At 60.5% G+C, this 17601-nt stretch carries 19 protein-coding genes and 1 pseudogene; 17 read left to right on the forward strand and 3 right to left on the reverse strand.

Features of this window, described 5'->3' with window-relative positions; translation table 11 throughout:
- Positions 1 to 253 precede the first annotated feature (253 nt).
- From ABRP30_RS15420 to ABRP30_RS15480, 13 genes and pseudogenes are all read left to right on the forward strand, one after another.
- The gene (locus tag ABRP30_RS15420) at positions 254 to 583 is read left to right on the forward strand and encodes an RAQPRD family integrative conjugative element protein (RefSeq protein WP_186556097.1); all 330 of its coding nucleotides are present in this window, start codon (positions 254 to 256) and stop codon (positions 581 to 583) included.
- The gene (locus tag ABRP30_RS15425) at positions 570 to 809 is read left to right on the forward strand and encodes a TIGR03758 family integrating conjugative element protein (protein WP_186556098.1); all 240 of its coding nucleotides are present in this window, start codon (positions 570 to 572) and stop codon (positions 807 to 809) included. The genes ABRP30_RS15420 and ABRP30_RS15425 overlap by 14 nt, the downstream gene beginning before the upstream one ends.
- Before the next feature lie 15 nt (positions 810 to 824).
- A complete protein-coding gene (locus ABRP30_RS15430; RefSeq protein WP_186556099.1) occupies positions 825 to 1202 on the forward strand; it encodes a TIGR03745 family integrating conjugative element membrane protein in 378 nt (125 codons plus the stop codon).
- Between the two features lie 7 nt (positions 1203 to 1209).
- Positions 1210 to 1611: a TIGR03750 family conjugal transfer protein gene (locus ABRP30_RS15435; protein WP_186556100.1), complete on the forward strand. Its 402-nt coding sequence runs from the start codon at positions 1210 to 1212 to the stop codon at positions 1609 to 1611.
- Positions 1608 to 2246 (forward strand): PFL_4703 family integrating conjugative element protein, encoded by a 639-nt coding sequence (locus tag ABRP30_RS15440; RefSeq protein ID WP_258641841.1) that lies wholly within the window; start codon positions 1608 to 1610, stop codon positions 2244 to 2246. The genes ABRP30_RS15435 and ABRP30_RS15440 overlap by 4 nt, the downstream gene beginning before the upstream one ends.
- Positions 2246 to 3052, forward strand: a complete 807-nt coding sequence (locus ABRP30_RS15445; RefSeq protein ID WP_313854459.1) for a TIGR03749 family integrating conjugative element protein — start codon at positions 2246 to 2248, stop codon at positions 3050 to 3052. Before ABRP30_RS15440 ends, ABRP30_RS15445 begins: the two co-directional genes overlap by 1 nt.
- Positions 3042 to 4550: a TIGR03752 family integrating conjugative element protein gene (locus ABRP30_RS15450; protein ID WP_313854457.1), complete on the forward strand. Its 1509-nt coding sequence runs from the start codon at positions 3042 to 3044 to the stop codon at positions 4548 to 4550. The genes ABRP30_RS15445 and ABRP30_RS15450 overlap by 11 nt, the downstream gene beginning before the upstream one ends.
- Complete coding sequence (locus ABRP30_RS15455) at positions 4513 to 4932, forward strand: TIGR03751 family conjugal transfer lipoprotein (RefSeq protein ID WP_313854454.1); 420 nt, start codon at positions 4513 to 4515, stop codon at positions 4930 to 4932. Before ABRP30_RS15450 ends, ABRP30_RS15455 begins: the two co-directional genes overlap by 38 nt.
- Positions 4932 to 7671 (forward strand): annotated as a pseudogene (locus ABRP30_RS15460) (conjugative transfer ATPase). The gene ABRP30_RS15455 and the pseudogene ABRP30_RS15460 overlap by 1 nt, the downstream one beginning before the upstream one ends.
- Before the next feature lie 226 nt (positions 7672 to 7897).
- Positions 7898 to 8875 carry a TIGR03756 family integrating conjugative element protein gene (locus ABRP30_RS15465; RefSeq protein WP_349975810.1) on the forward strand — a complete coding sequence of 326 codons (978 nt, stop codon included), beginning with the start codon at positions 7898 to 7900 and terminating at the stop codon, positions 8873 to 8875.
- Positions 8875 to 10230, forward strand: coding sequence for an integrating conjugative element protein (locus ABRP30_RS15470; protein WP_349975886.1), 1356 nt, complete (start codon positions 8875 to 8877; stop codon positions 10228 to 10230). The genes ABRP30_RS15465 and ABRP30_RS15470 overlap by 1 nt, the downstream gene beginning before the upstream one ends.
- A complete protein-coding gene (locus ABRP30_RS15475) occupies positions 10227 to 10532 on the forward strand; it encodes a hypothetical protein (protein ID WP_349975809.1) in 306 nt (101 codons plus the stop codon). The genes ABRP30_RS15470 and ABRP30_RS15475 overlap by 4 nt, the downstream gene beginning before the upstream one ends.
- Before the next feature lie 9 nt (positions 10533 to 10541).
- Complete coding sequence (locus ABRP30_RS15480) at positions 10542 to 12080, forward strand: conjugal transfer protein TraG N-terminal domain-containing protein (RefSeq protein WP_313854448.1); 1539 nt, start codon at positions 10542 to 10544, stop codon at positions 12078 to 12080.
- A gap of 4 nt (positions 12081 to 12084) precedes the next feature.
- Here ABRP30_RS15480 and ABRP30_RS15485 read toward each other — a convergent pair whose 3' ends face one another.
- Complete coding sequence (locus ABRP30_RS15485) at positions 12085 to 12447, reverse strand: hypothetical protein (protein WP_349975808.1); 363 nt, start codon at positions 12445 to 12447, stop codon at positions 12085 to 12087.
- A 452-nt stretch (positions 12448 to 12899) separates the two neighbouring features.
- Between ABRP30_RS15485 and ABRP30_RS15490 the strand changes: the two genes are divergently transcribed.
- The 3 genes from ABRP30_RS15490 (at position 12900) to ABRP30_RS15500 (ending at position 14910) form a co-directional block, all read left to right on the forward strand.
- Positions 12900 to 13265, forward strand: a complete 366-nt coding sequence (locus tag ABRP30_RS15490; protein ID WP_085663843.1) for a DUF3085 domain-containing protein — start codon at positions 12900 to 12902, stop codon at positions 13263 to 13265.
- Between the two features lie 297 nt (positions 13266 to 13562).
- The gene (locus ABRP30_RS15495) at positions 13563 to 13886 is read left to right on the forward strand and encodes a hypothetical protein (RefSeq protein WP_349975807.1); all 324 of its coding nucleotides are present in this window, start codon (positions 13563 to 13565) and stop codon (positions 13884 to 13886) included.
- Positions 13887 to 13971: 85 nt separating this feature from the next.
- Positions 13972 to 14910: a zincin-like metallopeptidase domain-containing protein gene (locus ABRP30_RS15500; RefSeq protein ID WP_349975806.1), complete on the forward strand. Its 939-nt coding sequence runs from the start codon at positions 13972 to 13974 to the stop codon at positions 14908 to 14910.
- A gap of 82 nt (positions 14911 to 14992) precedes the next feature.
- On the opposite strand, the gene ABRP30_RS15505 is transcribed toward ABRP30_RS15500, so the two are convergent.
- Positions 14993 to 15358 (reverse strand): histone-like nucleoid-structuring protein, MvaT/MvaU family, encoded by a 366-nt coding sequence (locus ABRP30_RS15505; RefSeq protein WP_349975805.1) that lies wholly within the window; start codon positions 15356 to 15358, stop codon positions 14993 to 14995.
- Between the two features lie 125 nt (positions 15359 to 15483).
- Positions 15484 to 15678, reverse strand: a complete 195-nt coding sequence (locus ABRP30_RS15510) for a hypothetical protein (RefSeq protein ID WP_349975804.1) — start codon at positions 15676 to 15678, stop codon at positions 15484 to 15486.
- 221 nt (positions 15679 to 15899) lie between these two features.
- Between ABRP30_RS15510 and mobH the strand changes: the two genes are divergently transcribed.
- Positions 15900 to 17600, forward strand: coding sequence for a MobH family relaxase (mobH, locus tag ABRP30_RS15515; protein ID WP_349975803.1), 1701 nt, complete (start codon positions 15900 to 15902; stop codon positions 17598 to 17600).
- The last annotated feature ends 1 nt before the right edge of the window (position 17601 follow it).

Genomic DNA, 17601 nt, shown 5'->3' on the forward strand with positions numbered 1-17601 from the left:
CCAGCTATTTGTGCGCGAGATGTTATTCGCAAATGATAATTGATGTCAATTGAGTAAAATACTCACTACCTCTGCTGCCGCGCAAGGCGCTTCTAGCCACTCCTGCATCGTATACAACCACCTAGACGAGTCCTGTGCCTCGCCTATCACCATCATCACATTTAAAAATGAAGGGACCGTTTTTCATTTAACGCATGTCTGAAAGCAGTCTGCCAACTCAAGGTAAATACCAGATCCCCAGAAGGATTTTGCCATGAGACCTCCCTGCCTATTGCTCATATGCTCAGTACCACTTGGCGCCTTCGCTCAAGACATTCGTGAAAATTCAGATTTTGGCTTGATGCAGCGGCAGATCGATGCCATCGAGCTGTTGGCCGATCGAGCTCGTAGCAGCGCTACCGGTGCTGACCGAGTTCGTTATCGCTTCGACTATCCCAGGTTGACTGCGGACTTGGAGCGCGTGCGGGACGGTATCAACAACTATCTGTCGCCTTCCCGCGCGCAGCCAGCTGACCTGGTCGAGCTGAGCGGCGATTACCGTGCCGATGCGCTTCATTCGAGTAACTCCGATGAGCATGAGTGATGCCCAACTTAGCGCGTTCTCTGCCGTGGCCGGGTTTACGCCGCAACTCAGCTCGGCGCTATGGCGCTCATCGGTGTTGGTGCTCGCGTTGCTCTGGTGCACCTGGGCGCTGTGGACCGGCTACCGCGGTTGGGCGGCCGGCAACCTCAATTTTGGCGCACTCGGCGGCAGCACGCTGCGCCTAGCACTCGCCCTGATCGTGCTGATGTTTTTCATGCTGTCGTAATCCGGAGGCCCTGCCATGAAACTCTTCCACCATCGCCACCGCCCGCTTCTCCTGCTGCGGGAATTCTGTTCGAAAGTCCTGTTCGGCGGCCTGGTTTTGCTGAGCTCGACATTTGCCAGGGCCGACCTGCCGACCATGGAGGCCCCCTCTCGGGGTGAAGGTTCGGGGTTGATCGATACCATCAAGAACTACGCCTACGACGGCGGGATCCTACTCGGACTGTTGATCGCCACCCTCGCCTTCCTTGGCGTGGCCTGGCATTCGCTCACGGTTTACGCCGACGTACAGAACCAGCGGAAGACCTGGAAGGACCTCGGAGCCGTGGTCGGGGTCGGCGCGCTGCTGGTGGTGGTGATCCTGTGGTTCCTCACTAAAGCCGCGACTATTCTGTGAGGTCCGCATGTCCGACACCCCTGCCACGCTGCCTGACGGCACGCTGACCTTCCTGCCGGAGCGCCTTAACCGTGACCCAGCGGTCCTGCGCGGCCTCACCAACGACGAGATGTGGGTATCCCTGATCGTCGGTGCCGGGCTTGGTGTGATCTTCGGTGCGCCGCTGGCGGTGGCTACCGCCTCCATCGCCACCCTCCCCACCTGCATGTTCGTCTGCATGGCGTTGGTGTTGCTCGGCGGCGGCAAGCTGCTGCGCCGGGCCAAGCGCGCCCGCCCGGAAACCTGGTTGTACCGGCGCCTGCAGTGGCACCTGGCGGTGCACTGGGGCATCAGTTCGCACCAACTGATCCTGCATTCGGGGCCGTGGACCGTGCGTCGGACGCGCCGGCATAGGAGGGCCAACCCATGAGCCGCTTCCGCAACAAGGTGGATGCGCAGCAGGCGCATATTTTCAGCCTGCGCCTTGCCGTGGCCATCCTGGCACTGCTGTGCTGCGGGCTGTGGTACGGCTGGCAGGCAGCGCCCTCCGAACTCACCATTCACGTACCGCCCGATCTGCGCTCCGGCAGCACGCGCAAGTGGTGGGATGTGCCGCCCGAGAACATCTACGCCTTCGCCCTGTACATCTTTGGTCAACTCAACCGCTGGCCCACCGACGGTGAAGTCGACTACCACCGCGCGATTTTTGCCCTGCAGCCCTACCTGACGCCCGCGTGTAAAACGTTTTTTGACGGTGACTTCGACTATCGCAAGGCTGCTGGCGAACTGCGTGGCCGGGTGCGAGGGGTGTATGAGGTGCTCGGCCGCGGCTACAGCGACGACCCAGACCTGCGGGTGAAGCAGCTGGATAAGCACAGTTGGCTGGTCAAGCTCGACCTCAACGCCGACGAGTACTACGCCGCCGAGCCGGTAAAACGCGTGGTAGTGCGCTATCCGCTGCGGGTGGTGCGCTTCGACGTCGACCCTGAACGCAACAAGTGGGGCCTGGCGCTGGACTGCTACGAAGGCACACCGCAGAAGCTGACGCTGCCGGGAGGTGCGTAATGATGCGTGTCTTGATCCTGATTCTGGTGATGGCCAGCGGCTGGTGTTCAGCGGTCGGCGCCGTCGAGGTCAAATACTGGGACCGCCTGCCCTTGGCCGTTCCGCTCACGGTGGGCCAGGAGCGGGTCTTGATGCTGGACGAAGACGTTCGCATCGGGCTACCCAGTGCGATCGCCAGCAAGCTTCGCGTACAGTCGGTCGGCGGGACAGTTTATCTACGCGCCGCCGAAGCACTCCCCCCTACCCGGCTCCAACTGCAATCAGTAAAGTCGGGCGACATCATCCTGATCGATATCGAAGCGCTCGAGGGCAGCGAGTCGCTGGAACCGGTCAAGATCGTGGCCCAGGCTCAGGCGCCGGACACGGAGCCCCAGAAAGATGCAGCACCCGAAGCGACTCCGGTGCCGGTGGTGCTTACTCGTTATGCGGCGCAGAACCTCTATGCGCCTCTGCGTACCGTGGCGCCATTGCCCGGTGTGCGGCGTGTGCCTTTGACCGACTCCATCGCATTCAGCACCTTGCTACCGACCGAGCGAGTTTCGATCAAGGCGCTTGCAGCGTGGCGGCTGGGCGATTACTGGGTAACGGCGGTGAAGATCGTGAACCGCGGCCCCGGCAAAGTCGCGCTGGACCCGCGTCACCTGCAGGCCACGCTGTACGCTGCGACGTTCCAGCACGCAGACCTCGGCCTCGCTGGTACGCCTGAAGACACCACCGTCGCCTACTTGGTTACCCGCGGCGGGGACTTGAAGCACGCGCTGCTGTTGCCTCCACCAAAACCGGAGGCTGCCGGTCATGAAAGCTAACAGCCTGCTGAAGTGGTTGGTGCCCGGGGTCCTGCTGGGCATCGTGCTGATCATCGGCAGATCCTGGATGGCCTCGCCGGAAAGCCAGACCGCGCACGATCCGGACAAGACCACACTTAGCGCGGAACAAGCCAAGGCCCTGGGCATCGCGGGCGACACCCCACGCGACACCGTGGCCACGCTGATCGGCCAAGTCAAGGCGATGCGTAGTGAGATGCAGACGCTGAAGAAAGGCAACGATGCGCTGCAAACCGAAAACAACCGGTTGCGCTCGCGCGAAGGCAATATCGACACGCGCATCCAGAGCACCTTGAGCAGCGTCACCCAGCAGGTCACCGAGCAGCGCCAGCAAGCCAACGATGCCCGGCAAAAGGCCGAACAGCAGCACCGCGAAACACAGGGTCTGCTGTCCAGGCTCAAGGACCAGCTCACCAACAAGCCGGCCGCGAAGTCGGATCTCCCCGCAGGCTTTGGCCTTGAGCCCGGCGACGAGCAACAGTTTTCGGGTGCGCAATCAGCGCCTGATGCAGTGCAGTGGATCGAGCCGTCAAATGTCCGCGTCGGCCAGGATGACGCGAGCAAAGCTGATGGTCCGCTGTCATCGCTGACGTCGACATTCAAGGACCTGCACGGCCTGGACAACAACGCCATTGATCGAGGCCAGGACCGTTTGCGTGCCGTCGCCAAAGGCGAGCGTGATCTGGAGAACGCTCAGGATCGCGCCGAGGGCGCCAAGCCTGTTTACACCCTCCCTGAAAACTCGACGCTGATGGGCTCGATCGCCATGACCGCGCTGATTGGCCGGGTCCCGGTGGATGGCACGGTGAACGATCCTTACCCGTTCAAGGTGCTGGTGGGCCCGGACAACCTCACCGCCAACGGCATCGACTTGCCGGATGTGGTCGGCGCGGTCATGAGCGGCACCGCCGCCGGCGACTGGACGTTGTCCTGCGTACGCGGCCAGGTCGAGTCGATCACCTTTGTCTTCAGCGATGGCACCGTCCGCACGGTGCCACAGCCGCAGAAGGTCGTCAGCCGCAATCGCAGCAGCACCCAGACCTCCGACACCGAGAAGATCCGCGGCGGGCTGGGCTACATCTCCGATTCCTACGGCATTCCCTGCATTTCTGGGGAGCGCAGCTCCAACGCCCAGCAATACCTGGGCAGCCAGAGCCTGATCACCGCGGCCGGCGCCGGCTTCGCCGCGGCCCTGGGCAGCGAGCAGACCAACACCTCGTTCATCAACTCGGCCGGCGGCAGCCTAGGCATGACCCAGAGCAACGGCAACAGCGCACTGAACTCAGTCATCAGCGGTGGTATTGGCGATATCCGGGAGTGGATCAACAAGCTCTATGGAGAAGCCTTTGCCGCCATCTACGTGCCGCCGGGGGCCAAGGTTGCCCTGCACTTGGATCACGAAATCAGCATCGACTACGAGCCGAAAGGCCGGAGAGTGAACCATGAAAACCCATCCGTTTCAGTACTGGATCTGGATTAGTCTGCTGCTCGCCCTGCACCTGAGCGGCTGCTCCACGAGCAAGGAGGAAATGCTGCCCCACGGCGATCAAACCATGCTGGACATCTGGAATGGCGGTGGCTCCGTCGGTTCCCAGCAGCAGTTGCAGGAAGCTCGTGGCGAATTGCGCCGTCCGGTGCTGGATCCCGAACGCCTGATAGGCGACCAAAGCGCTTACACGCGCACCGCCGCCAACGAGATCCGCGCCCAGTTCCCGCGCCTGCCCAATCCGGATCTGGTCATGTACGTGTACCCGCACCTGGCCGGTACTCAGCAGACCCCGGTGCCAGGCTACTCGACCGTGTTCCCGCTGTACGAGAAGGTCCAGTACGCGCTGCCCGGCGAACGCCTGGACGATCTGTGATGGCCGATGACGCAAGTAGCAACCCGCCACGCTGGAAACCCTGGCGCGCGGCGCAGCGTCGGCGCGCCACGCTAACCGATGAGGCCGCCCAGTATGCGCACAATCCCAGCTTCACCGATCACCTGCCCTGGGTCGAATACCTCGAGGACGAGCAGTGTTTTCTGCTCGACGACAACCGGTCAGTAGGCGCGGTGTTCGAGCTGCAGCCGATCGGGACCGAGGGTCGTGAGCCTGACTGGTTGATGGCGGCCCGCGACGCCCTGGAAGATGCGCTACAGGACAGCTTCGACGAATTGGACCAGGCGCCCTGGGTGGTGCAGTTCTTCTGCCAAGACGACTGTGACTTTGCCCCATATCTGGAACGCCTGGAGCGCTATATCGCGCCCCGCGCCCGCGGCACACCGTTTACCCAAGCCTTCTTCACGTCGATGCAGCGTCACCTCGACGCCATTGCTAAACCGGGTGGACTATTCGACGACCAGGTCGTGTCACATCTGCCGTGGCGCGGCAGCAATCGGCGGATTCGCCTGGTGGTCTACCGCTGGCTCGGGGGCCAGGGTGACGAAGACGGGCAGAGCCCCACTCAGCTGCTGAGCCGCACCTGCGACCGCCTAGTCGCCTCGCTGCAGGCCTGCGGGGTCAACCCCTCGACGGTTGAACGGCCGCGACTTCTACGCCTGGTTGCTCCCCTGGTTCAACCCTTCTCCAGCCCTCACCGACGAATCTCCCGCGGCGTTCTATCGACGCGTGCCCTATCCGGAGACGGACGACGGCGAGGAGCTGCCGCTGCCATTCGACCACGATTTTGCTGAGCGGCTGTTTTTCCAGGAACCGCGCTCCGATAGCGAACAAGGTCTCTGGTACTTCGATCAACAGCCTCATACGGTGATGGTGGTCGACAAGCTGCGCAGGCCGCCACATATCGGCCAACTGACCGGCGAGACGCGTAAAGGCGAGGCGTTGAACGCCTTGTTCGATCAGTTACCCGAGCAGGCGGTGATGTGCCTGACTTTGGTGATCACGCCCCAGGATGTGCTCGAGGAGCAGCTCAACCGCCTCGCGCGTAAAGCCATCGGCGAGAACCTCGCCTCGACCCAGACCCGCCAGGACGTGGAAGAAGCGCGCGCGCTGATTGGGCGCCAGCACAAGCTGTACCGCGGCACGCTGGCGTTGTACCTGCGCGGTGCGGATGAACAACAGCTGCGCCAGCGCTCGCTGCAGGCCGCCAACGTGCTGCTCGGCGCTGGCCTGCAGCCGGTGCGCGAGGGCGACGAAGTGGCGGCTTGCAACAGCTATTTGCGCTGGTTGCCGATGATCTACAACCCGGTCCGAGACACGCGTAACTGGTACACCCGCCTGTTGTTCGCACAGCACATAGCCAACCTGCTGCCACTCTGGGGCCGTAGCGTCGGTACCAGCAATCCAGGCATCACCTTTTTCAACCGCGGTGGTGCACCGCTTTCGTTCGATCCACTGTCCCGCTTCGACCGCTCCATGAATGGCCACCTGCTGCTGTTCGGGCCGACTGGCGCCGGCAAGTCGGCCACCTTGGTCTCGATCCTGATGCAGGTCATGGCCGTGTACCGGCCGCGGCTGTTCATCGTCGAAGCAGGCAACTCCTTTGGCCTGCAGGGCGACTACTTCGCCACGCTCGGATTGTCCGTCAACAAGGTGCAGCTCAAACCTGGCAGTGGCCTGAGCCTGGCGCCGTTCGCCGATGCTCGGCGGCTGATCGAGCACCCGGATCAGGTGGCCAGCCTGTCAACCGAAGACCTGGATGAAGCCACGCCGGACAGTGATGAGCAGCGCGATGTGCTGGGCGAATTGGAGATCACCGCACGGCTGATGATCACCGGTGGTGAAGCGAAGGAAGAGGCACGCCTGACCCGCGCGGATCGCAGCCTGATCCGCGAGTGCATCCTCGATGCCGCCCAGCACTGCGCCGCGACCGAACAACAGGTGCTGACGCGCCATGTGCGCGATGCCCTGCGCCAGGTCGCCAGCGACGCCCATTTGCCTGAAAAACGCCGGGAGCGCGCCCAGGAGATGGCCGAGTCCATCGACCTGTTCTGCCAGGGTTTTGAGGGCGCCCTGTTTGACCGGCCCGGCACGCCCTGGCCGGAGAGCGATGTGACGATCGTCGACCTCGCCACCTACGCCCGTGAGGGTTACGAGGCGCAGATGTCGATCAGCTACATCAGCCTGATGAACACGGTGAACAACCTTGCCGAACGCGATCAGTACCTGGGTCGGCCGATCATTATGGTCACCGACGAGGGTCACATCATTACCAAGAACCCGCTGTTGGCCCCCTTTGTGGTCAAGGGCACGAAGATGTGGCGCAAGCTGGGCGCCTGGTTCTGGCTGGCCACGCAGAACCTGGCCGACTTCCCAGACGCGGCGCAGACCATGCTCAACATGATCGAGTGGTGGATCTGCCTGAACATGCCGCCGGCGGAAATCGAGGAAATCGCTCGCTTCAAGAAACTCACGCCGGCGCAGAAGGCGCTGCTGCTCTCCGCGAGCAAGGCCTCGGGCAAGTACACCGAGGGCGTGGTCCTGTCGAAGAATCTGGAGACACTGTTCCGCGCAGTGCCGCCGAGCCTGTACCTCGCTCTGGCCATGACCGAACCCGAGGAAAAGGCCCAGCGCTGGCGATTGATGGAAGAGCACCAGCAGTCCGAGCTGGAGGCCGCCCTGCAGGTCGCGACGGACATCGATCGCCTGCGCGGCATGTAGTGACCGATACCGCCAGGACTGTTCGCAATCCCTTAGTTCAGCAAAAAATCGAAAAGAGCACATTTGTACTCTTTCGCTATTTTGCCTGACTCGCTCTGCCAAATCAGCTCGCCAGACGAAATCGATAAACCCAGGCTCAGTTTGTCTCCCCTCCTCCAGCACCGGATCCGGGATGCTGAGACTTGGCGCATGGACGCACACCGCTGCCACCTGCCGAGCGTTGCCCATGAACGTGACCGCCTCCACCCGCTGCAGATCACCGATGCCCAAGAAGACTGGTCGAAGTCGTGCATTCATTGCGGCCGTTCTGCTCATCGCTACCGAGCAGTGCCTGGCACTGACCACCTCAACCATCATCGCCTCCGTCACTTCGCTGCAGTGCCTGGAGTACCGGATCGTCGGGATCTGCTACTGGCTGCTGTGCACACCGTTCGGCTGCACGGTGCGCACCTCGCCGAAGATTCGTCATTTCATTCCCGAGCTAGTGGTGTCGAGCTACGCCGACACCGGCGCCAACCCCTGGAGCGAGATGTCGGCACTGTCGACACCGACGCCAGCGTCACAAGGAGGTGGCAACCTGATCACACCGTCACCGCAGCGCGATAACCTGCCACGGTTCAAGAATGTCGACGGCATCGGGCACCCCGGCGGGGCTGCCCTTACCGCCCTGGCGCATACGTTCGGCTATGCGTGCCCAAGCGGTGCCGTGCCGTTTGCGCCCTACTACCTCAGTACCCTCGACCCGCTGGCGTGGCGCCAGGCCATTCCCGAATCCGTCTACCCGCAGGCACTGGTGCCGGGAATGCGCGAGATCGGCAACCAGGCACTCGGCGACATGTGGGGTAGTGTCTACCCACGCCACGGATTTCTGGTGCAGCCCGACGATTTCAAGGCCGGTGCCGTGATGGCTCAGCGCGCCAGCGACTTCATCACCCGCGCTGGCCAGCCGCATGTCTACCTGCCGCTGCAGCCGATGCCTGCGCCCGGCTACTGGCCGCCACAGCCGGTGATTGAGAACAACGTCAACAACCACCGCTGGCAATTGCTCACGCCGGTGATCCAAGGCACCTGCGCCATCTTCCCCAGCCCAACGATCCAGAGCGCCGACGGCGCCTATGCTTGGTCGCTGTGGCGGCCCTACCGCTGCTGCCAGCGCATGGGCCAGACCTTCCTGTTCAGTATCGATTTTGACGGAGGCCAATGATGAAGACCCTCGCGCTCGGTCTGCTGTGCTTCCTCGTCTATGCCGTGGGCCACGCCGCCGAGAACGGCTACCACCTTGGTGACCAGGCTCCGGTGCTGGACGACCGGGTGATGTATACCATCGGCGGGGGTTCAGCGGCAGGAGCGCCCTCCTCGCTCTACCGACCCAATGGCCTTGGCGTGGGCATGTCTTGGCGCGCCAACATGATGTGCGGAAACATGAACCTCTCGAACACCCTGCAAAACCAGCTCAATGGCGCCACCCAGGGTTTCCAGCAGATCATGGGCAACGTCATCCAGAACGCCACGCAGGCCGTCATGTCACTGCCGGCGATGATCATCCAGCGGGCCAACCCCGGGTTGTATGAGCTGCTCAGCAATGGTGTTCTGCAGGGACGGATCGACTTCGACCGCTCCAAGCTCACCTGCCAGGCGATGGCAGCGAAAATGGCCGACAAGGTCGACCAAGCCGGTTGGGGTGCGCTGGCGCAGAACCAGGAGATGCAGCATAACCTCGAGCAGTCCGGCGGTGACGCTGTGACGGCGGTGAAGGACACCGAAGCGAACAACGGCAACAACGGCGTCAGCTGGGTCGGCGGGCAGAAAGCCGGTGGCAACGGCCAGCAACCCATCCGGGTGACGTCGGATGTGGTCAAGGCCGGCTACAACCTGCTGCACAACCGGGCGGTCGAGGATACCTCAGCTCTGGGTTCGAGTTGCCAGAATGGCGCCATCTGCCAAGCCTGGTCGAGTCCCGCAGTGGCCTCCGAGTGGGCGACGCGTGTGCTCGGGGAAACCGAGGTTCAGACCTGCGACGACTGCGAGACGCTGCGCGTAACCGCCGGTACCGGGCTGTCGCCGCTGATCCAGGAAACCTACACGGAAAACCTGGAAGGCTTGCAACGCATGGTCTCAGGCGCCGAGCAGCCTACACCGGAGAACCTCGGCAAAGTCTCCAGCCCGTTGCTGCAGGTCTCCCGTGGCGTCATCGAGGGGCTACGCGACGACCCCGACCAGAACCTGCTAGCCCAACGCCTGGCCAGCGAGACCGCGCTTTCCAGCGTGATCTACAAGGCAATGCTGCTGCAGCGCACGCTGTTCGCCGGCAGCCACGAGCCCAACGTGGCTTCGGCCCAGCCAGCCACCAGCGCCCTCAACAGCAATGTCGAAACCCTCGAGCGCGAGATCCGCCTGCTGCAAACCGAGCTACAGGTACGCCAGTCGCTGGCCACCAACACCGCCAGCCTGGTCCTCGATCGCCACGCCGGCGGTGCCGACGCCTCGCGCAGCATCGATCAGCGCGATCCGGAGCCGGACCGTTTGCGCCGAGCCGGACAGGAGAGGAGCACGCCATGATTTCATTATCGGTGAGGTTCACCCTCGTGCGTGTACTGCTGGTGCTCGGTGCCATGCTGAGCATTTTGTTGATTGCTTGGATGGTGCTGCACCTATCCGTGATCCAGCTGAATTGGCTCGAACCAACGCGAGCGACAGCGCCTTACTTCGCGTGCTGGCGCGCGCTCTTGTACACCCTGATGTTCACCGGTTGGGTCGCAGCGTTGCGCAGGCGGCTCAAGCCTGAAGATGAGCAACGGCTGAAGCGCCTGGGCTTGATCGGCTTCAGCTCGATCATCTTGGTCGAACTGTCTCGCGTGTGAGGTGCAGACATGAACATGAGCACCAACAGCTACCTCGAGTATTACCTTTCACTGTTGGCCTGGATCATCAATAACGGCATCTGGAACACGCTGGCAGACACCGGGCTGTTCGCCGCGCCCTTCGGTGCAATCATCCTGCAGGAATGGCTGTCAGCCCGCCAACAGGGTGCCGACGAGGGCAACAAGGGGCTATTGTCGATCCCTCGCGTCGAGAACCGGTTGTGGATGAGCTACGTGGTCATTCTGTTTGGCTGCATGCCGTTTTTCCCGCTGAACCTTTCATCGGTGAGCTTCGACGATGCCGCGAGCCAGCGCTGTGGCGTTTCCATGGCTAAGCCAGCAGACACCGCTTGGGGCACAACCTTCAACACTATCGGCGAGAAGTCAGCGAATGTCCCGGTGTGGTGGTTCCTGGTGCATGCCATGAGTAAAGGCATCACCGCCGCCGCCACGGCGTCGATCCCCTGCGCACCCGACATCCGTGCGATGCGCATGGAGATAGACAGCTCGCGGATCAACGACCAGGTGCTGCTGCAGGAGGTCGCCGACTTCACCCGGGACTGCTACGGCTTTTCGCGCTCGCGGCTGTTTACCAATCGACCTGAATTGGACGAATCGCAGAGCTACGACGCGTCCTGGATTGGCTCGACTTACCTACTCAACACACCGGGCTACTACGATACCGATCGCTCGCGAATGCCCAGGGTCGATTGGCCATACGATGAGACTCGGGATACCTCGCTGCCCCAGCTCGACAACGGTGCGGGCTATCCCACCTGCAAACAGTGGTGGAGCGATGGCACGATCGGACTGCGAGACCGCTTGGTGGCCGAGGTCAATCCGTCGCTGATGTCGCAGCTGCGAGGTTGGCTCACCGGGCGCACTTCTACTGAGATTGAAGACGCCACCCTGCGCGAATTGGTTAGCCCACGGCAGCAATCGTTGAGCATGGCACCTGGGCAGGTGTTCCAGGACTACGGCAGCAGCGCCCGAGGCGGCTCCCTGACACAAGGTCTCAACAACCTAGCCACCAACACCGGTCTGGCCCTGGGTTCATTCAGCAATTTCCCGGCGATGAATGCGCTGCGTGCCGCCTTACCGATGGTCCAAGCCTTCCTGATCATGGGCACTATCATCAGCTTGCCACTGGTGCTGCTGATTAGCACCTACCAGCTCAAGGCGCTCATGACGATCACGTTCGCGCTGTTCACCCTGCATATGCTGACATTCTGGTGGGAGCTCGCGCGCTGGATCGATTCGAGCATGCTCGAAACCCTGTACAACCAAGTCTCTGCCACAGATCAGGCGTTGTTGTCGCTACCGACAGCCGGATTCATGGATGGAACACTCACTGCTCAGGTTATCGAATATGTGATGGGCGCGATGTTTGTGCTGTTGCCAATGTTTTTCATCGGAGCTATGAGCTGGGCAGGCTACAACGTAGGGAGCGGCATCCAAACCCTCCTCACCAGAGGGACAGAAGCTGCCCAGACACAAGCCGGAAAAGGTTCATCACACCTCATGACTGGTGTTCAGAAAATGAAGTAGCGGCTCATCTGAGCGAGCCATATTCATCATACAGCTCTGGGTACTTTTGCTGATGCTGAGGGTGACTAACTTCATGCACCTCGGGTTCATCATCACAAGATTCAGAAATGGGCAGTGCGGCTAGGGCCCATATCGCAATCATCCCAATCGCCAAGAACAACGCAACAGATGCAACGGCAAGCACCAGCACCAACTTGATAATATGGATACCTACCTTTCGATACTGAAACGGTACAAAAGCCAATAACGACGATCGCAGAATGCGGGTTTCGAGATGATTTGCCACGCGTCCTGTGCGAACAGCAGCGCGAATTAAATGCCTGCCAAGAGTAGTACGACCGGCAATCGAAAAGGCTTGATGAGTCATTCAGCACCGCCCTTCTCTGCTCATTATTACGAGCTAGTGAGAATTTGGATCCAAGCTAAAGCTTACTCCTGTTCCGCCGATTTCGATTACCGCTGATCACCTCGTTTGGTAGTGGTGATCACTGGTGGCACTCCCCGGACTCACATCGCTCTGACTCACATATAACGCCCTTGACGCTCCGCCGGTCCGCTTGTTAAACCAACTATGCAATCGCTGGTTATCCAGCATCCCAGGTAGCCATGACCTTCGAGGCTACGTCACACATGTGATGGTTGTCCCAAGTGCGATTCGCGTTCGGCAGCTCGCATGGTCACCGCTCCCGCGGTGATGAACGCCCTCTAAATCCCCGGGCTCCCAAAGCCTGCACCCTCGACGCGCCTACTCAAACATTCCAGTGCTGGGAATTCTCCCGCACGGGTGGCATTCCTCTGCACCTTTTGGAGGATTTCATCATGCTGCGCTTCACAGGCTCTGAACTTCACGCGGTGTTAGCCGAGGCCGGTATCAATGGCTGCAAAGTGATGCTGGTAAAGGACCACGGCGTTTACCTGATGGCGGAGATCGGCGAGAGCAAACCCGATGGAAGTGGCCGCAAGCGAGTGGCGTATGCCATTGGCTGCAACCCCGAGGTCGACGACTTCGATACCTGGTGGAATCGCGCTAAAGACGAATTCGGCGGTGACGATTTCGCTGAGTACTTCGACATCGAAGATCCTGTCCTGGCCAGTCTTCGCGGGACAGCAGGATCTTTGGTGGTTGAAGCCACTTCCACTCACCTGTACTTGGCCGCCGAGGTCGAGCCCACGGGAAAATCTTGACCACCTGACCTAAGTCACAGGCGCTTCCAGAGGGCTCGCTGTCGGGACCTCTGGAAGCGCCTTTCCGGGTGCCTTCCGTTCCATCCGAGGTCGCCATTTATCAGAAAGCTAAAGCGCCCAGCCTTCCTTGGAACGCTCTGGATAGGCGTATTTGCGATGCTCCTGAGTGGCCATTGACCACCGCTCAACACAGGTTTTTTACTGCTTAGGCACTCCCAGCTCGCGGCAATATTTACAGCGACTAAGCCCCGCCACACTTCGACTGAGGTGCTCGCGCGATCTACTCTGGAGGTACTCATGTCAAGCCACTGCAGCCTCTCCACGGCCGTCGTGCTCAGCCCTGGCGTATGGCAGCAACTCATGGAGCCTGGCCCAGGAGACGTCTCCGCAGATCAGGTAGCACAACGTCTGGCCATCCTGCTCACCAGTGCTCTGGCGGCTGCTACTCATTCGTCACCCTGTCCAACTGATCTGCACATTCAGTTGCCACAGGACGGCGTGCCATCTGCGGCCGAACAACTTTCGCTGTTGCGTTTGGCCCACATCACGCCACGTAGCGCCCCTTCTTTCCTGCACATCCGCTTGCCAGCTGAACATTCCGTGGATCTCACAATCCTCTGACACGACCAGCACTTCCTCTGCCCTTACCCCAACCGGGAACACCTCCCGGATGGGGTGGCGTTCCCCTTCACAATCGGAGAACGTCATGTCCGACATCTATCTGGACGTTACCAATAAGATCCTCAACGCCCTTAGCCAAGGTGTGATCCCCTGGATCAAGCCCTGGACCACCACAGGTTCAAGCGCTGACGGCCCTTTTCCCATCAACGCCATCACTCGGCGCCCCTACGCCGGCATCAACGTTCCGCTGCTGTGGGCGGAGGCGCGACTGCGAGGCTTCACCCAAGATCGCTGGCTGACCTACAACCAGGCGCGCAAAGCCGGAGGCCATGTGCGCAAAGGCGAGCAATCCACCCTCGCGGTGCTCTACAAACCGATGAGCAAGGAAGCGCACGACGAGGACGGTCAAGTCGTTCGTGATGAACAGGGCAATATCAAGATGGTGCAGTTTGCGCTGCTTCGGACGCACTGCCTGTTCAACATCAAACAGACCGAAGGCTTACCGAGCGAGGAGCCAGCCTCCACCGAGCACACTGAGCCGGCGACCTTCATCGATCATGAACCGGCAGAGCAACTGCTGGTCGCCAGCGGTGCGCGCATCGAGCATCGCTACGGCGATGACGCGTTCTATCAGCCGATTCGTGATTTGATCCAACTGCCTACCAAGGCGCAATTCGAAGACGTCGGCAGCTACTACGCAACGGCACTGCATGAGCTCACGCACTGGTCGGGCCATCGTACTCGTCTGAACCGTGAAGGCATCACCGGCGGGCATGCATTCGGCTCCACGGCGTATGCCTTCGAGGAGCTGGTCGCAGAAATGGGCGCAGCGTTTCTCTGCGCACTCACCGGTACTAAGGGTGAGCTGCGTCACGAGGAATACTTGGCGTCCTGGATGAAGATACTCAAGGAAGACAAACGAGCCATTTTCCGCGCCAGTGGCCGGGCCCGGGAAGCCTCTGAGTACCTGTTGGCCTTGCAGTCCGATCAAGCCACGGATACACCCGCACGCCTCACCGCGTGATTCACACCCAGTAAAAAGGCCCCTAACCGGGGCCTTTGTTTTGTCTGCTGCGCGATACCCGCCGCCGTCAGAAAGCCACTGATTACTGCAGCCAGCTCTCGACAGTGTCCGAGCCGTGCTCCTGCTTCCACTGCTTGAGGATCTTGTGGTTGCCGCCCTTGGTTTCCACAACCTCACCGCTCTGTGGATGCTTGTAGCGTTTCACCTCCCGAGGCTTGCGCTGGCTGCTGCTGGACGGACTCGCGGTCGGTACGCTCAGACCCTTGGACGGATCCAGAATGCTGATCACCTGGCGCAGGCCCATGCCGTACTGTTCCAGCAACGCTTTGAGTTTCTGTTCAAACTCGATCTCCTGCTTCAAACCGGAGTCGTTTTTCATCGCATCCAACTGTTGCAGCTGCGCGGCCAGTTGCGCTTCCAGTGCTTTGAACTCGGCAAGTTTGGACATGAATGCTATTCCTAGGCGTGGGATAAGTGCAGGGATAATAACTGAGACTGCGGATTTAACCGAGGGTTTACTTGAAGCGCGCGCTCTTCTGCATAGCGCCGGTTTAAACCACCTCGCTTGGTCGCTCAATCAGACAAGTGCTGACACAGGTGCGCAACAAGTTGCCGCGGATTTGCGCTGTTTCCAATCTTGAACACGATATCGCGCTGGCTGCGGGGCAGCTTTTTCGCACAGCGCTTGGCTGCAGATCGGACGGCCGCATCAGTGCCATGAATCCGATCGGCCAATAACACGACCAATACCGCATCACTCAACGTCATCCGTGCCCCTGCTCTAGAAATCATGCCGGGCAGTCTACCCCCTGAACAAAGGGTCCGCTATGCCAATACGTTGCCGATCCCGATGTGCCTGGCTTCGAATTATCACACGCGTGAAAAGGGCCAAGGCGGTAAAGGGTAACGGCGGCAATGGAAGGGGCGCAAGGGTAAGAGCTCTATCCGAAAAGGCAAAAGGACCTCCCGAACGAACAGCAGGTCATGCGATGAAACGCTGGTGGTTAACATTTCAAAAAGGTGAGGCGGCAGAGCCCACCCCCACGCCCATCGCCGAGGGCTTCATGCTCCCCCTGTCGGCCGAATCTCTACTCGCCGCCGATCACCGGAGAAAGCTGCTCGAACGCATCTGGCAGTACACGGCCCTCTCCGAAGCGCAGTTTGATCGGCTCTACCTCGAGCCCATCCGCCGCTACGCCCGCTACGTACAGCAACTTCCGGCCAGCGAAAGCCATCATCACGCCTATCCCGGGGGCATGCTCGATCACGGGTTGGAGCTGGTCGCCTGCAGCTTGAAGCTACGCCAGTCCTACCTTCTCCCCAGCGGTGCTGCACCGGAGGACCAGGCCGCGCAGGCCGATGCCTGGAGCGCCGCGATTGCCTACGGTGCCCTGCTCCACGACATCGGCAAAATCGCCGTCGACCTGCAGGTCGAGTATCAGAATGCCAAACGCTGGCACCCCTGGCACGGCCCGCTGAACCAGCCCTACCGTTTCCGCTACCACCCAGGCCGCAATTACAAGGTGCACGGCGCCGCGGCGGGGTTGCTCTATACGCAGATCCTGTCGCCCGCCCTGCTCGACTGGCTCAGCGATTACCCCGAATTGTGGAGTCAATTGCTGTTTCTGCTCGCCGACCACTACGAGCACGCTGGGACCCTCGGGGAATTGGTGCTGCAGGCTGACCGTGTCTCCACCGCGCAAAGCATCGGTGGCAATCCTGCGAAGGCTTTGCAGGCGCCCAAGCACTCCCTGCAGCACCACTTGCTAACGGGACTGCGCCATCTGGTGAAGAACGAGTTTAAGCTCAACCAGCCCGGCGCGGCCGGCTGGCTCACCGAAGACCACCTATGGCTGGTCAGCAAGACCACGACCGACAAACTGCGCGCACATCTACTGGCCCAGGCTGTGGACGGTATCCCCACCTCCAACATCGCCTTGTTCGATGAGCTGCAGTCACATGGATTGGTGGAAGCGACACCGGAAAGCAAAGCGGTTTGGAACGCCACTGTCACGGACGGTGACTGGCAGCACCGCTTCACCTTCCTTCGCCTGCAACCGAGCTTGATATGGTCCAGTGACACTCGCCCGCAAAGTTTTATAGGGACAGTTGAGATTATTTCGAACAGTTCCCCATTGACCAACGAATCAGATGGACTGTGCGAGGACAGGCCGAGCCCAGCAATCGATACTAATTCGTCTGATCAGCCCCAAACACCAAACTTCGATTTTCTCAGCGAGTTGGATGACCTCCTGCAGGATGAGGTCAAGTGTGAAGACATCGCCAATCCTACCGAGGCGCCATCATACGACAGGCGTGAAAAAACATTTATAGAATGGCTAACTGAGGGAGTTCGAAGTCATCATTTGATCGTCAACGATAGTAAGGCCGTTGTTCATACGGTCAACGGGACATTCTTCTTAGTGACACCAAGTATCTTCAAACGTTACGTGGCCGAGCAGTCAAGGGGTTCCAACGAATTTCAAAAAAACGATGAGTGGCGCAGCATTCAACGAGAGTTTGAGAAACTTTCCGTTCACTTGAAGCGAGCCGATGGTAAAAACATTTGGACATGCAAAGTTAAGGGACCTCGAAAAAAAAGCTCGCTCAATGGTTACCTCTTACGTGAGCCGAAGATCATCTCAAATGACAAGCATCCCAACAATCCATTTCTAGTGCTTGAACCGTAGA

Origin of the sequence: Pseudomonas sp. WHRI 8519 (assembly GCF_040224055.2) — a bacterium.
GTDB lineage: Bacteria > Pseudomonadota > Gammaproteobacteria > Pseudomonadales > Pseudomonadaceae > Aquipseudomonas > Aquipseudomonas putida_X.

Bases quoted from the DNA above. Each gene is read 5' to 3' on its own strand.
- ABRP30_RS15425 (WP_186556098.1), top strand. From the start codon at position 570: ATGAGCATGAGTGATGCCCAACTTAGCGCGTTCTCTGCCGTGGCCGGG.
- ABRP30_RS15465 (WP_349975810.1), top strand. From the start codon at position 7,898: ATGAACGTGACCGCCTCCACCCGCTGCAGATCACCGATGCCCAAGAAG.
- ABRP30_RS15455 (WP_313854454.1), top strand. From the start codon at position 4,513: ATGAAAACCCATCCGTTTCAGTACTGGATCTGGATTAGTCTGCTGCTC.
- ABRP30_RS15420 (WP_186556097.1), top strand. From the start codon at position 254: ATGAGACCTCCCTGCCTATTGCTCATATGCTCAGTACCACTTGGCGCC.
- ABRP30_RS15505 (WP_349975805.1), bottom strand. From the start codon at position 15,358: ATGTCCAAACTTGCCGAGTTCAAAGCACTGGAAGCGCAACTGGCCGCG.
- ABRP30_RS15470 (WP_349975886.1), top strand. From the start codon at position 8,875: ATGAAGACCCTCGCGCTCGGTCTGCTGTGCTTCCTCGTCTATGCCGTG.
- ABRP30_RS15485 (WP_349975808.1), bottom strand. From the start codon at position 12,447: ATGACTCATCAAGCCTTTTCGATTGCCGGTCGTACTACTCTTGGCAGG.
- ABRP30_RS15510 (WP_349975804.1), bottom strand. From the start codon at position 15,678: ATGACGTTGAGTGATGCGGTATTGGTCGTGTTATTGGCCGATCGGATT.
- ABRP30_RS15500 (WP_349975806.1), top strand. From the start codon at position 13,972: ATGTCCGACATCTATCTGGACGTTACCAATAAGATCCTCAACGCCCTT.
- ABRP30_RS15445 (WP_313854459.1), top strand. From the start codon at position 2,246: ATGATGCGTGTCTTGATCCTGATTCTGGTGATGGCCAGCGGCTGGTGT.
- ABRP30_RS15475 (WP_349975809.1), top strand. From the start codon at position 10,227: ATGATTTCATTATCGGTGAGGTTCACCCTCGTGCGTGTACTGCTGGTG.
- ABRP30_RS15495 (WP_349975807.1), top strand. From the start codon at position 13,563: ATGTCAAGCCACTGCAGCCTCTCCACGGCCGTCGTGCTCAGCCCTGGC.
- ABRP30_RS15430 (WP_186556099.1), top strand. From the start codon at position 825: ATGAAACTCTTCCACCATCGCCACCGCCCGCTTCTCCTGCTGCGGGAA.
- ABRP30_RS15440 (WP_258641841.1), top strand. From the start codon at position 1,608: ATGAGCCGCTTCCGCAACAAGGTGGATGCGCAGCAGGCGCATATTTTC.
- ABRP30_RS15480 (WP_313854448.1), top strand. From the start codon at position 10,542: ATGAACATGAGCACCAACAGCTACCTCGAGTATTACCTTTCACTGTTG.
- ABRP30_RS15435 (WP_186556100.1), top strand. From the start codon at position 1,210: ATGTCCGACACCCCTGCCACGCTGCCTGACGGCACGCTGACCTTCCTG.
- ABRP30_RS15490 (WP_085663843.1), top strand. From the start codon at position 12,900: ATGCTGCGCTTCACAGGCTCTGAACTTCACGCGGTGTTAGCCGAGGCC.
- mobH (WP_349975803.1), top strand. From the start codon at position 15,900: ATGAAACGCTGGTGGTTAACATTTCAAAAAGGTGAGGCGGCAGAGCCC.
- ABRP30_RS15450 (WP_313854457.1), top strand. From the start codon at position 3,042: ATGAAAGCTAACAGCCTGCTGAAGTGGTTGGTGCCCGGGGTCCTGCTG.